The sequence below is a fragment of the Paenibacillus sp. 2KB_22 genome, assembly GCF_052115745.1.
Lineage (GTDB): Bacteria > Bacillota > Bacilli > Paenibacillales > Paenibacillaceae > Paenibacillus.
Genome location: NZ_JBFRHG010000002.1, coordinates 130,646 through 144,075, shown reverse-complemented (window position 1 = coordinate 144,075; position 13,430 = coordinate 130,646). Strand labels below are relative to the sequence as shown.

Genomic DNA, 13,430 nt, shown 5'->3' with positions numbered 1-13,430 from the left:
CTTCCTCCTAATAGAATCGCCAATTACTTTTTATCTTCCTCTAAGCTGATTTTGTTAGAAAGGTCTGCGGGATTCCCTAAATGTTTAGATGGCTGATTCTCATTAGAGTTAGCATCAATGAACTTGGCAGGGACCATTCGTTCTCTACGGACACGTAAATCAAAAATATCAAAACGATTATAATAACCTGCCACATCATGGAATTGTTTTTGCTCAATACATTCATCGAGATCGATTGTACAGTACAATATTCCTTCTTCTTCACGCATGACTTCACTTACCACTTCGCCGTGAGGGCCCATAACAAACGAAACACCACGTGCTGTGCCTTCGATAATATCTTTAGCATCACTCCCCAAGCAAGAGAGTCTGGTCTTGGCTGTTGTATCGTAAATTGATGAAACTACAAGGTTAAATACTTTTCCTTCAAAGGAATGTGCTCCAGCCCGAATACGAATTGCACTCTCTAAATCATAATCTCTCCCCATGGAAGGATCCTGCGTTGGCCATAAAGGTGGATAGGTTGAAATATGAAGTTCTTCCCGTTCTGCAATGAGAGCAAAACGAGCTAACGGATTGGTGTTTTCCCCACATATCAACGTACCAATCCGGCCAATTTCTGTATCGGATACACGCAATCCTTCACCATCACCAGGAGCCCATACAAGCTTCTCATAAAATGTGGGCATGATTTTTCGATGATGATTAAGGACTACTCCATTACTTCCAATTAAAATATTCGAATTCCATATACAGCCTACACTGGCATGACTCAATTCGCTGAATCCAAAAGATACATAAATGTTGTTTGTTTTTGCAGCTTGCATGAGTTGCTCTACTTCAGGACCATCCGTATATACGGAATTCTTAACCATCTCCGTGAACAGTTTGTGATTGTAGACCGGAGCTCGGACAGCAGCCCAAACCGGGAATCCAGGCAAAAAAGATTCGGGAAAAGCAATAAGCTGAGCACCAGACTTGGCAGCTTCTTGAATTGCTACTATGGCCTTTTCGATGGTCGCCTGTTTGTCTAAAAAGACCGGAGCTAAATGAGCTGCTGCTACACTAATGTTTCGAGTCATGTTTTATTCTCCTTTTGCATGCATGAAGATTAAGGATCTCAGTCTATGACGTGAATATCCCACTTACAAATCACTACATTGCTCAACAAAAATCATTACTCTGGTTACCTGATTGCGCTTGAGCGTTATGGGTTGGTTGAAACCTTCGATGTTCTTGGCTCGCGACATAATACAGTACTCACCAACGGATTTTGGCATCCATGTATAATTGAAGCGCTGCCATTCCATGTTAGATCTGGGCTCTACATTTGTTTGTTGCCAAGTCTCACCCCCATCAACAGATACTTCTACCACATCAATAGCTGATTCAGCCCATGCCCAACCCCAAATTGTAATTTCTTCAAGTTTGACCGTTTGACCATTTTGAGGATGTACTATAATTGAATTGGGTTGAATTCCCCAAACTGGTGTTTCTTTTAGTTCGCCATCGACCATTTCGCGATCCATATAGTACTTGGTGGTAAATGCACTAGAACTTCGGACATTAGAAATGATTAAATCCGTTAACCATTTCGTTGAGTTTGTCCCATAATATCCTGGGACGACAAGTCGAATGGGACCACCACGTTCTACCGTAATTGGTTCATCGTTGATGGTTAAAGCAATTAATACATTAGGATCTAAGGCTTTATCCAATGGAAGGTCCTTTTCATAATTGGAGTAATAAACGTTGTTGTACACCCCTTCATCAATTCCTCTAGAAATCACATAGGCTGCGTCGCTCAGGATATTGACCTCTTTTAATAAATCAGAAAGTTTGACTCCGCCCCACACAACGTTTCCAATTCTTCTTTGAGGCACTTTTGGATTTAACGGACTTCCAGCGCATTCATGAATTGCTGTCACTGATGTTTGCGGCAAGGATTGTAAATCCGAAAGTTTAAATTGTAATGGATGTTCCACAAGGCCAGTAAGGTTTAGGACCCATTGACTAGAATCGACAATGTCAGGGATACCTAGATGCCAAACTTTAAACAGGTCACGTTCATTAGTAATTCGGTTCTCATGAACAAGTGGGTCACGGTTTTGTACAAGCCCATATCCTGAAAACTTCATTTTGAGCTTCCCATTTGAGGAATTTACCATGGCGAAGACCCAACATAGTGACTAAGGATGTGCTTTTGCTGTTTCATTTCTTCCTCCTCATCTATCCTTCCTGATGTCGTAATTTCATTTCTATCAGAATATTCATTTTCTTAGCTGTTATTATAGTTCACTGTGATTCATACCGTGTAATACATATTTAATCATATAATATATACACTACAAGTTATAAGGAGTTTTTCCCTTTCCCTGCAAGACAATTAGCCTTTTTTATTAGGTATAAAGTGCATTCTAAAAATGTAATCCATTACATTTATTAATTGAAAAATATGAACATATTAATAATACTTTATACAATGTAACGGATTACATTATTATGTACACATAATATATGTTAGCTCGAAATATATGTCAATATTCGTATCTTCAATTGGAAAAATAGTTCTATAGATTTCTGATATCAGCTAAAATAAGTAATAATCGACTTAAACATTAACAATTTGTCTAAGTCGATTTTATTTGTTCACTTCGTTTTTCTTGTTGATTCTCGAACAATGATCTCATGTTTGTGCATTACATTAAAATATTTCTTATGTTTATTAGTCATGTTATGGATTAACAACTCCATCGCGCTGTACCCTATCTCATGTTTAGGTTGATGGATTGTCGTAAGTTGAGGAACAGACATCAAAGCCTCTTTTGTATTGTCAAAACCTACTACAGCGATGTCATCTGGTACGGAATAGCCGTACTGTTTAATTGCATTAATGCAACCGACACCGAGAATATCGGACAAGCAAAAAATAGCTGTTGGAGGCTCTTGAACTTTTAGAAGTTCATACGTTAATTTTATCCCATCCATGTAATCACAACCATACTTCACTAAATCAGATCTGAAAGAAATTTCGTTACTCTCTAAGGCTCGTTTATATCCTTCTTCTCTACGTAAAGTTGATGATCTCGATAACGGATCATTATCACCTATAAGTGCAATTCGTCGATGTCCCAGTTCGATCAAGTAATTAACTGCATCAAAAGCTGCTTTATCGTCATTAATGGATACCGAACATGTGAAAGGGGCTTTCTTATACTCGCAACATTGAACAATGTTGTATTTTTGGCTGATTTCACTCAGCTCTAGCTCACTTAGAGCTGTACTGAATGTAATTGCTCCATCAGCAAGTCGATTCTTTAACATTTGAATAAGTTCTTGCTCTTTATTCCAATTATATGAAGTCGGGCACACTAAAACATAATACCCATGTTCCTTAGCACAAATTTCGATTCCTTTAACAACATCAGCAAGAATTGGCTTTTCTAATGCGGAAGTTAACACGAGTATCTTCTTTGTTTCTGATCTTCTTAAGTCTCTTCCTAATAGGTTGGGCTGGTAATCGAATTTCTGAATCACATCTAGCACTTTCATGCGAGTAAGCTCTTTAACTTTTGGGCTATTATTTAGTACTCTGGAAACCGTAGCGACAGATACACCTGCCAAGCGTGCGACTTCCTGTATATTCATATCTTTCTTCATTACAAATCCTTCCTTATCTGTGTTGTGATCACCTCTAGACACCAACATTACTTTCCTTGCATTCGTAGAGATAGATATTTCACTCAAATTGAATACGAAATTATGAAACGTTATAGAATCCTTTCTTTGAAGTTTAAACAAGAGGTGGAACCTTAATAAAACCCAATAATCGGGCTAGTCGTCGTAGAGTGAACCATTCACGGATATAATCAAATTAGTTCCCAATTTACTTATAATAGTACTATAGTACAAAGTAAAACTCCAAAGCATATGGAAAACTCAGTTGTGCAACTTTGTCGCGTTGAAGCTTGGGTGACAGCTCGCTTGCTATATCTTTAATTTTCGCTCGCCGTTCCGGAACATAAAATTATTGTGGTACTTTTGTTGAAGTGCACTCAATATTTGAGGATGCAACTCAATAATCAATGCCTGCTGCATTAACGAACATTGAGTTGTGTATGTTAACGGCGGAATTTCTTTTCCCGAGGTTGGAGTTCGAACAGCAAAGTTAATCCAAGCACTAAAACGAATGTCAAAATTACTTTTAAAATCACCTCGTGATTGGGAATTTTATTTTTTCCAATATAATGAGTTGAATGCAGTTTTATTGAACTAACCTTCCCGATAGCTGAATGAGAAGAAGCAATTGCCGCGACGGCAAACTGCTCTTATTTAGTCTTACTCACTTACCATAGCGTCCATATCAGCATGATCTCCATCCATAATACTATTTAGACAATTACCTATTCGGAAATGGCACAATGTTCTTGAACCACGACAGCTCGGGACACAACTTGTACCGAAAAATAAAAAAGCCGCTAAAAAATAGCGACTTCAATGGGAATATGTTCTTGTCCCCCGACAGTTGTGTTGGACAGCGTCTCTGGCCCATTTGTACAGATTGCTGTATCTTATGGATTTCACTGATCCAGTTACCGATTCCCTTATCCGGATCAGTGATTCGATTATATCGGATCACTGATCCGTTTGTCGAGACAACCATGTGAGCCGATGCCAGAAAAACTACAGTATCTACTTGCAATCGCGCGTGACATCGTCGCCGAGCATGGTGTCGATGCGTCTGTCTATGCGAGATATCGTCCGCTAGGCCGACGCCCCAGCTTGCTGCGATCAATATCGCTTACAATCAAATCCGCTATACGATCTTCGTCGACATTGGTACTATCTTCTTAACCTTTTCAGCAATGGCACTAAGTTCTTGCCTTATGTCGGAAAAAACTAGTTCGTGATACAAAAAAATCGTTATTCAAGTGAAGACTTATATTAATGTGCTCTTATCTCGCGACAGGAGTTCCATCATGTTACTATTTAGATAAATACCTAATCCGAAATGACACATTGTTCTTGTCCTTTTCGGCAATGGGACAATGTTCTTGTCCTCGGCTTGGGACAAGAACTTGGTTCCTTAAAACAAAAAAAAGCCGCTATAATAGCGACTATGAATGGAACAATGTTCTTGTCCATCGACAATTCAACACTAATAATGACACAAAGTTCCCTAAAAAAACACCTCCAAGTTAATTACCATATCTAACGACAAGGTAACCATCACTTGAAGGTGTTTGTACATATCTTAGCGGCGCTCGACGGCTACGCCCCCAAAGATTGTCTATTGTTTAAAATAAAATTGTGCAAAACATAATATCTCTTGTCTGAGGTGAACGCCCTCTTCCTCCCCTACAGCGATGCGGAAATTCCGAATGGCCCGGCTTGGTTCAGCTCCTTCGATACGGTCATTGAGCGCTTCCCATTGGTAGGGAACAACCACGTTGCGGACCAGTTCAATATAATGTGACCAGAATGGATCATTGATTTTATGGCTATATCCTATTGGCTGTGGATGGTACGGTACATCCGGTTTTGTCATGGGAACCTCTCCTTGTTCTATTCAATATCCTTATTTTACAAATCATTACATCAGGGTGAAATCATCATTTCCAACTGAAATTTATATGATTACAACCTTGCACGAGCGCCTTCCTTGCTACCATTGTTCTTATTCAGGCTTTCTCCTCAACAAGATACACGGCCAGCAGCTTATAACCATGATTGGAATCGGCAATTCGGATGCAACCAGGCCAATCGTGCCGGTTAAAGCCTTGGGATAGAATTCGTTTCCCATATCCTTGTTTCTTCAACAGTTTTGGCCAGTAGGATAAGACCACCCGTACCATATACCTCGCTGGTGTAGTTCTGTATCCCATTACAATTATCATTCTTAATGTGTGGGACAAACTGGTCAGTATAAGTGCGAAATTTTGAAGCAAAAGAACGGTCAATGAGCGGCATCCACGGGTTTACGACTACGCTTATAGCAAAAGTTTCCCTACAAGAGCTCTATTGATATTCATACAGTTAATATATATACTGTAAACATATTAACTGTTCAAAAGTTGAAATATAACTGCTTACTTAATTCAATAGAAGGAGTTAAATTATGAATACAAATAAACAATGTGCATGGACGACTTCCGATATTCCCTCCCAGAAAGATCGTCTTATTGCCGTTACCGGTACAGGGGGATTAGGTTTTGTAACCGCTCAAGCTCTGGCCAATGCAGGTGCGCAGGTGATCCTGTTGGGTAGAAACAAGAGTAAGGGTGAGGCAGCAGTAACAAAAATTCGGTCAAGCATTCATTCGGCAAATGTTCATTTTGAAGAACTTGATCTTGCCGACCTTGCCAGCATTGAAGCCTCCGCAAAACGAATGCGCGACAAATACCAAAGGTTAGACGTTCTTATTAATAATGCTGCAGTCATGACGGTTCCGAAACGGCAGGTTACTCAGGATTGCTTTGAATTACAATTCGGCACAAATCACCTCGGGCATTTTGCGTTAACGGGTCAGCTTATGCCGCTATTGCAACAAGGGCACAACCCTCGTGTGGTCAATGTATGCGCCCTTGCCGCCAAATACGGTATAATTAACTTCAATGATTTACAATCGGAACGTGAATATAAACCCATGCAAGTATATGGGCGGTCAAAACTAGCTAATTTAATGTTTTCACTTGAACTTCACAAACGCAGCGAAGCCCAGAGGTGGGGGGTTATGAGCATTGCCTCCCATCCAGGTTTATCCAGGTCGGATTTGGTCGACAATGGACGAAGCGAGCAAAGTAAAGCACCACTTCTCCTTCGCTTGTTTGGAGGATTTTTAATGCAGTCAGCTGAACAAGGGGCGTTGCCAACACTTTTCGCTGCAACATCCCTTGAAGCGAAAAGCGGGCAGTACTACGGCCCTGGCGGCGCAAATGAAACAAAAGGGTTGCCCGCACCGGCTAAAATACCGAATCAGGCAAGAGACGAGGATACCGCGAAAAGATTATGGGAAGTTTCAAAACAATTGACAAATATGAATTTTGATAACATAGCGTCAACCACAAATTTGGACGCCTGATAAGGAAGTATAAAGATGGATCAAAATTTAAAGACTCAATTCATACATTCAATATTTCAATTCAAAAAGATGTTAGTAACCGGAGTTGGAATGGAGTCGAATGGAAATACAAATGACCTTAATATGGCGGAGATTGTTTTAATGAAAGGAGTCGCTGGTAATTCTGTTGAATCCGAAAGTAATATCGGTTTATCCGACATTCGGGGATATCTGTCAATCTCCAAAGCAGCAGTTTCCCAGATGCTCGGCGTGCTTGAGAGAAAAGGATATATAAACAGAGATATAGATAAAAACAATCGCCGGAATCTTATAGTTACGCTAACCTCAAAAGGACATGAGGTTTTGGCTAAAAAAGATAATGAATTTAACGACAGGCTCGATAGAATAATATCCTATCTAGGAGAAGATGATGTTAAACAGATGATAATGAACATAAGCAAAATGGTAGAGATTATGAACAAACTCAATAACGAATTAGACGAGTAAAAATGGGCCTGGGAGTACCCCCCGAAGTTTGTACCTAAAAGTCAATCATTACCGAAGGCCGAGTGTATGTTATCGTTAATATGTTGGCGGAACCCCAAGAAGATGCTCAGCAAATTCGCTCCATATCAAGTCGGATTTATACACTGGGATTTGCTAAGCAATGCAAAACTGCGAATAGCCACATTTCCTTTAAGCAAAACATCCCCAGGGTTTTCCGGGAGCTGCTTTGCTTATTCCTTTTCTTGGTACTGCCGCCCTAGGAACTGCGGATGGAAGTTGGCAAGAAATGGCATCTCGTCATTCTCGTTAGCGTATGTTTTTTTGAATTTTGTTGGGGGATCCCTGATGCTGTTACTATCACTAAATAAGATGAGCAGCCCTCATTGTTCTGTAATATTTTCCTATTCACATTGCCCCTGATGACGGCTACGCTGGTACTCCCCCTATTAGTTGTTCTTTTCAATATCCTGCAGCCATGGCAGACCGGGCGGATGAAGCTGCCGGCGCAGCCAAGGCGTAAGAGGCGCTGATAACGGGGCAGGCCGCAATCGTAATAGCCAGCGAGCATGCCAACGTTTTTTGCGATAAAGATTTGAGGTTTGTTCGAACTATTGAATTCTCTCCCTTATTTAAATGTTTAGTACTTACATCCGGGTTACCTGTATGAAGATTATTTCCGGCCAGCGGCCAGCTTTTACTTCGCTAGGTCGGGTAGTTCACTGGCCTTTATTTCCCGGTAGGAGCTGACTTCACCTCCCTTCACATAGATTCGCAGGTACGCTTCTTGCGCAGTTCTTTGAATGCTGTAAAGGTCAGGTTTTTTTCCTTCCCGTTAGAATCAAAACCCTTCATGCTGTATTCGTACTTCCTTTCCATTGTCCAACTTCTCTTCCCGTTTGCAATATAGTTTCATGGAATGCCACTTACTTAAAGTTGAATTTCTTGAATGCAATTTTAATCTTAAAGGCCGAATCTTACACCGTCTTTATCCCAACCTTACATTACCAAAAAACCTCAGGGCGCTAACCATAGCGTTTATCCAGTCACTGAGGGAGCTAGAGAAACAGGAATAGATCCTCCGGGAAAACGCGAGGTCGCGTGCGTGGACCCTTCTACTGGCATTCCAGATATTGATGCTGTCAGCGCAAGATCCAAAGCAGGAAAGCATGATAAGATCGCACGCCTGCGCCTATCCCTTCCCGTTAGAATTCCTGTAAAACGAATAATTTGGGGTTTGAACAAAAACGAGCGCCTCGGTACGATGGGATTACGCAACGGGTCAAAAGCCCTTAAAATCCACATCAGGAGGTCGCTCTACTATGAAGTTTAAGGCACAAGACAAGCAAAATCAACTCATTGAAAACATTACCGTTCATCACTTGGTCATTGGTGTAGACATCGCCCAAGAAGTCCATGTTGCTCGTGCAGTCAGCTTTCGTGGGATTGCTCTGGGAACACCACTTGAGTTCGGTAACCATCGCGAAGGCTTCAATCTGTTCGAACGTTGGGTTCAAGATCTACTCAAATCCTACAAACTTAGCAGCGTCATAGTTGGTATGGAACCCACTCGTCACTACTGGTTTAGCCTTGCACGCTGGCTCCTCGATCAAGGCATCGAGCCCGTTCTGGTTAATCCTCATCTCGTCAAAAAGAATAAAGAAAACCGGGATAATACCCCGTCTAAAAGTGACCATAAAGATGCACTTGTCATTGCAGACATGGTCAAAAACGGTTACTACTCCCCTGTTCGTTTTCATCCCGAAGATTATGAGGAACTACGTATTCTTATGGCAAACCGAGAGACGGTTACCAAACGCCTCAACGCTGCGGTTAATCAGATTCATCGCTGGGTAGACATTGTTTTTCCTGAACTTCGGCAGGTCTTTAAAATCCTCACTTGCACCAGTGCAATCGCAACACTCAGACTCTTCCCTTTGCCGAAAGAGATCCGTTGCTTAAACACGGAACAGATTATTGGCGGTTGGAAGCAATTTGTAAAGCGTCATGCTGGGGTTAAACGTGCTGAGTTACTCATTTCACTCGCAAAATCCAGTGTGGGCACTACTCAAGCACTCCGTGCTTACAAGCTTCATCTTGGACAATTGCTTGAAGAATATGACCTAGCCCAGCGCCAGCTTGAACAAATTAAGCATGAACTCCATCTCATACTTGAACATATTCCTTATGCACAGAAGCTGCTTAAAATACGAGGCGTCAATGCGACGAGTCTAGCGGGTATACTCGGTGAGGCTGGCGATCTAAGTGGTTACACGCACGGAAACGCTCTACTGCGGCATGCCGGGTTAAATCTAGCTGAAGCTAGTTCCGGGAAATGGCGAGGAAAGATGGTGCTCAGCAAACGAGGCCGGCCACGTTTACGCCATTTTCTTTATCTCATGACGATGAGCATGGTCATGACCAACCCAGAAGTTCGGGCGTCACATCGGTACAACGTAGAGGAAAAGAAGCTGAAGAAGATGAAATCCATTATGAAATTATGCGGTAAAGTCGCACGTATGTTAGTCGCTCTGGCTAAAAACGGCACAACTTACGAACCGATCAAGGTATTCTCACACGCAGCATAAAACCAATCCATCCTCACCAGCTCATGCATTCGCAGGATTTCAAGAAGCACGGAGTATCGGGAGACGTTACGCAAAAGGGCTTGAGACCCGTTCCGTTAGAAAGACCGACCTCCACCCCCTTGGTTAGATGTGACGAAGGAATGATAGGGCTTTGACCCGTTGAGACATGGGAGCGAGAATCGCTAGGGCGAAGTGGAGACGTGCAATATATGGAACAATATGGGTGATGGATGCCTCACCTTTGTTTACGCATGCCCTTTTCTATTCACCCGGCCAAAAGTTCCTCCATGACTTCTTCTCCCACACTTACCACAGGGTGAAATCCTGCGAATTCATGAGCTAGAGTGAGGATACTGAATCATTTCGAGGGAGCTTAACGCCGACGCTGCCAGTCTAGAACTTTATTTTCCGGTCTAACACTTTATTTTCTCAGTCTACAACTTTATTTCCAGAAGACACCCAAATATGATAGCCTAAATGTTAGCTCGAAAAGATCGATATTCAATACACTGATTCCTCAGCAACGAGCTTAGCGACTACCGCCAACCGCTTTGATGTGCCAGCTGCGCCCTGACAAGTCGATAATATTAGATACCGATCATTAATAATCGTATTGTCGGATCGATTTAAGGCTTTGACCTCGTTCCTCTTTGAAAGATTGTCGACAAATTTCTGACGCTCGGGAGAGCAAAAAATGCAAAAGAAAACCACCCTTGGAGACTGGGTGGTTGGGTTGAGCTAGTCCTGCATTGCTTTTCTGATAGCTGCTTCATTCACTTTGTCCTGGCATTCAAAGACCGAATCAATCAATCCCTGAAGCTCTTCAACGGAATAGTTAAAGTCCGTATTAGGGTTATCGAAATTTTGAATGACCTTCCTTACGGCAATTTCAAACTGAGCTGCCGCTCTTTCCATATCCTCAATATCGTCTCGGACAAGAGGGTATACCTTCTTGTATTGATCAAACCGATTGTAGATACTTGCTCTTGCATGCTCAACGTCTTTGTTGGAGTTGACCCTGCGAAAGTAGGAATTATCGTTAAAGAAGTGCATATCCGAGTATTTACGCAGTTGTTTATTGTACTGGTGCTTCTCAATTATTACTCTAACCTCAGGAGTTATTTTACCCAAGAAACCCACCTCTCCTCTCATCAAATACATATCCCTTACGATACCATTAAGTGGAAATGCGGACAAGCGATCAAGTATTCTCAGCAAGCTTCGCATAGAGCAGGAGCTGCAGGTCAAGCTTGTCTGTTTCCAAGTCTACGAAAGGCGGTAAGACCCCTGCTCCGACGAGACGCTTGATATGATACTCCAGTAATGATGGTTCATAATACGGATTGTGCAGGTACTCGAATACTTTGGATAAGTCGTAGGATACCTCTTTAAACCTTCTCGGTCTCGCATGCAGAAGATGCCAATGGGACAGTTCTTCGGAATCCGTATCGTCATCTTCATTTGTAAATGTCATGCCCTGAAGTGCCTTGCATAGCTCATCAACCAATAGGTGAAGGGACTTCAAGTACTTAGCTACTTCTTGCCGTTCTTGCTCAGGAAAGTCCTGCGAAGCAGTAAACAGCTCGATCATCGTCTCGATCTCAAACTGATACCCCGATTTATCACCGATCCGAGCATTGTTTTCTTCTAATAATATTTGAAGCTGTTCGAAAATGTTTGAACTACGCCCAATCTCTCGCTGCCGCTGCTTCTCGACAAAGATACCATTCTTTTTCTTAATTTCGCATACCACGTTCGATAAGAGATCGTATCGCATAACCGTATACTCATAAATTTTGGCGAAGCTCATTGAGAAGCGAATCGGTTGAACCTCATCAGGCTTGTTGCTGTAGAGGTAAACCGCGTAATCGCCCTCACCCCCGACATCACTAGACCAAGAAGCAAAGTACTTGTCCGTACTCTTCTTGTCTGGCGGGGTTCCGTCAGCACTCCTTAAATCTACCGGATGTGCCCCAAAACATGCCCGGATCTGCGCGAAGTACGCATCGTCTGGAACTGCCGCGTTAAATACCGAATCGTCCTTCTTTAGCGGGTATTCTATCTCGAAGACACGATGGAGCTGCTCCATCGATTGAAGAACAAGATCGTATGTCGTGATCAGCTGCAAAACATTCAATGAACGAACATCGTCATGAGGATGGGACAGATTGATGTGCGGCAAACCGTTCACGCTGACGGAGAGCCAGTCCTTCGCTGAGCATATTATGCTCCAGAAGTTTTTACCGTTGTAGTTTCTGTATGTATTAATCAGGAAATCGTCATGATCGCTTACGGCTTGCTTGAAATTCTCAAGCAAGGTGCTATCGAGAATGTATGGGTTCATTACAAATCCTCATTTCAGGTTTAGGTAGTCTAAAATTATTTTATCTGAAATTGTAAGATAGAAAAACCACTCTTTGAGTATGAAAGGTATTCTACTACATCAGTACTGAACTAACCTGCCCGTTAGCGTAATGAAGCTGCCGGTCCAACACAGGCAGCCTCGCAGAACGGTGAAAAGAAGTGCCCTTGTTGTCTTCACCAAATACCTCTATAATAATTATCGAATTTAAAGATAGTGTAGGTATCACAGATACCGATTTTCGAAAGGAAGAATCAACATGAAGAACAAAATTATTGCCGGACTCCTATCAACTGCTTTACTACTTAACCCATTAGCTGCTCATGCAGATGAGGCAGTTCATCTCAATGGGAAATTGGTTGATGGTCGAGTATTTATGCCTTTGAGAGCAGCGGGTGATCAGATCGGCGCAGTAACAACTTGGAACCAGAAAACTAAAGCTGCAACTGTTAAAAAAGATGGAAAAGTGTTGGAAGTAAAGCTAGGGGAATACGTTAAAATGTTTGACAATCGAGTGTACGTCCAGTTTCGAGAGTTCAATGAAACATTCTTTGAGCAAGACCATATCGTCTGGCATCCAACTGATTTGGTTGCTAGTTCAGAACACATCACTGTCGATATTGGAACACTGGATAATACCCAAGTCTTCAAATTGGTGAAACCTTTATTGAGCAAACACGAAGACTCTAAGGAATATTTTGAAGATAAAGACAACTCATACTACGGTCTTTCAATCTCTTACTCTGGAACTGATAAAGCAGTAGTAACCGTTAGCACTGGACAGAAAGACGAGTACGGAAGGTACATTTTCATATGCTCATACAAAGTTAACGTAAGCAAGTATAGCTCTGGTTGGAAAGTCGTCTCCTACAATTACACCAAAACGGAAATTCCTGACTGGGTTTACTCTTAATAG

11 protein-coding genes and 1 pseudogene are annotated in these 13,430 nt (G+C 41.9%); 4 read left to right on the top strand and 8 right to left on the bottom strand.

All coding sequences use genetic code 11. The features are described 5' to 3' along the window. Positions 1-23 precede the first annotated feature (23 nt). The 5 genes and pseudogenes from AB4111_RS11575 to AB4111_RS11555 form a co-directional block, all read right to left on the bottom strand. Positions 24-1,082 (bottom strand): carbon-nitrogen hydrolase family protein, encoded by a 1,059-nt coding sequence (locus AB4111_RS11575; protein WP_442031724.1) that lies wholly within the window; start codon positions 1,080-1,082, stop codon positions 24-26. A 63-nt stretch (positions 1,083-1,145) separates the two neighbouring features. Next, on the bottom strand, positions 1,146-2,138 hold the full coding sequence (locus tag AB4111_RS11570) for a molybdopterin-dependent oxidoreductase (RefSeq protein ID WP_442031723.1): 993 nt from the start codon (positions 2,136-2,138) through the stop codon (positions 1,146-1,148). Positions 2,139-2,649: 511 nt separating this feature from the next. Beyond that, entirely contained in the window at positions 2,650-3,660 is a 1,011-nt protein-coding gene (locus AB4111_RS11565) for a LacI family DNA-binding transcriptional regulator (RefSeq protein WP_442031722.1), read from the bottom strand. Positions 3,661-5,344: 1,684 nt separating this feature from the next. Continuing rightward, positions 5,345-5,548 (bottom strand): annotated as a pseudogene (locus tag AB4111_RS11560) (hypothetical protein); the annotation flags it as partial. Between the two features lie 133 nt (positions 5,549-5,681). Next, positions 5,682-5,885 (bottom strand): hypothetical protein, encoded by a 204-nt coding sequence (locus tag AB4111_RS11555; protein ID WP_442031721.1) that lies wholly within the window; start codon positions 5,883-5,885, stop codon positions 5,682-5,684. A gap of 233 nt (positions 5,886-6,118) precedes the next feature. Here AB4111_RS11555 and AB4111_RS11550 point away from each other — a divergent pair, with 233 nt between their 5' ends. Both AB4111_RS11550 and AB4111_RS11545 read left to right on the top strand, forming a co-directional pair. Further along, on the top strand, positions 6,119-7,081 hold the full coding sequence (locus AB4111_RS11550) for an oxidoreductase (RefSeq protein ID WP_442031720.1): 963 nt from the start codon (positions 6,119-6,121) through the stop codon (positions 7,079-7,081). 15 nt (positions 7,082-7,096) lie between these two features. After that, a complete protein-coding gene (locus tag AB4111_RS11545; protein ID WP_442031719.1) occupies positions 7,097-7,567 on the top strand; it encodes a MarR family winged helix-turn-helix transcriptional regulator in 471 nt (156 codons plus the stop codon). Between the two features lie 759 nt (positions 7,568-8,326). On the opposite strand, the gene AB4111_RS11540 is transcribed toward AB4111_RS11545, so the two are convergent. Beyond that, complete coding sequence (locus AB4111_RS11540; RefSeq protein ID WP_442032754.1) at positions 8,327-8,419, bottom strand: hypothetical protein; 93 nt, start codon at positions 8,417-8,419, stop codon at positions 8,327-8,329. 467 nt (positions 8,420-8,886) lie between these two features. Between AB4111_RS11540 and AB4111_RS11535 the strand changes: the two genes are divergently transcribed. Next, positions 8,887-10,152, top strand: coding sequence for an IS110 family transposase (locus AB4111_RS11535; RefSeq protein ID WP_442031718.1), 1,266 nt, complete (start codon positions 8,887-8,889; stop codon positions 10,150-10,152). Between the two features lie 738 nt (positions 10,153-10,890). On the opposite strand, the gene AB4111_RS11530 is transcribed toward AB4111_RS11535, so the two are convergent. Next, a complete protein-coding gene (locus AB4111_RS11530; RefSeq protein ID WP_442031717.1) occupies positions 10,891-11,283 on the bottom strand; it encodes a hypothetical protein in 393 nt (130 codons plus the stop codon). A gap of 70 nt (positions 11,284-11,353) precedes the next feature. After that, entirely contained in the window at positions 11,354-12,496 is a 1,143-nt protein-coding gene (locus AB4111_RS11525) for a hypothetical protein (RefSeq protein ID WP_442031716.1), read from the bottom strand. Positions 12,497-12,773: 277 nt separating this feature from the next. Between AB4111_RS11525 and AB4111_RS11520 the strand changes: the two genes are divergently transcribed. Further along, positions 12,774-13,427 carry a stalk domain-containing protein gene (locus AB4111_RS11520; RefSeq protein ID WP_442031715.1) on the top strand — a complete coding sequence of 218 codons (654 nt, stop codon included), beginning with the start codon at positions 12,774-12,776 and terminating at the stop codon, positions 13,425-13,427. Positions 13,428-13,430: the final 3 nt, after the last annotated feature.

Coding starts and splice junctions, on each gene's coding strand:
- AB4111_RS11535 (WP_442031718.1), top strand. CDS start 8,887: ATGAAGTTTAAGGCACAAGACAAGCAAAATCAACTCATTGAAAACATT.
- AB4111_RS11520 (WP_442031715.1), top strand. CDS start 12,774: ATGAAGAACAAAATTATTGCCGGACTCCTATCAACTGCTTTACTACTT.
- AB4111_RS11525 (WP_442031716.1), bottom strand. CDS start 12,496: ATGAACCCATACATTCTCGATAGCACCTTGCTTGAGAATTTCAAGCAA.
- AB4111_RS11545 (WP_442031719.1), top strand. CDS start 7,097: ATGGATCAAAATTTAAAGACTCAATTCATACATTCAATATTTCAATTC.
- AB4111_RS11575 (WP_442031724.1), bottom strand. CDS start 1,082: ATGACTCGAAACATTAGTGTAGCAGCAGCTCATTTAGCTCCGGTCTTT.
- AB4111_RS11565 (WP_442031722.1), bottom strand. CDS start 3,660: ATGAAGAAAGATATGAATATACAGGAAGTCGCACGCTTGGCAGGTGTA.
- AB4111_RS11570 (WP_442031723.1), bottom strand. CDS start 2,138: ATGAAGTTTTCAGGATATGGGCTTGTACAAAACCGTGACCCACTTGTT.
- AB4111_RS11550 (WP_442031720.1), top strand. CDS start 6,119: ATGAATACAAATAAACAATGTGCATGGACGACTTCCGATATTCCCTCC.
- AB4111_RS11555 (WP_442031721.1), bottom strand. CDS start 5,885: ATGGGATACAGAACTACACCAGCGAGGTATATGGTACGGGTGGTCTTA.
- AB4111_RS11540 (WP_442032754.1), bottom strand. CDS start 8,419: ATGAAGGGTTTTGATTCTAACGGGAAGGAAAAAAACCTGACCTTTACA.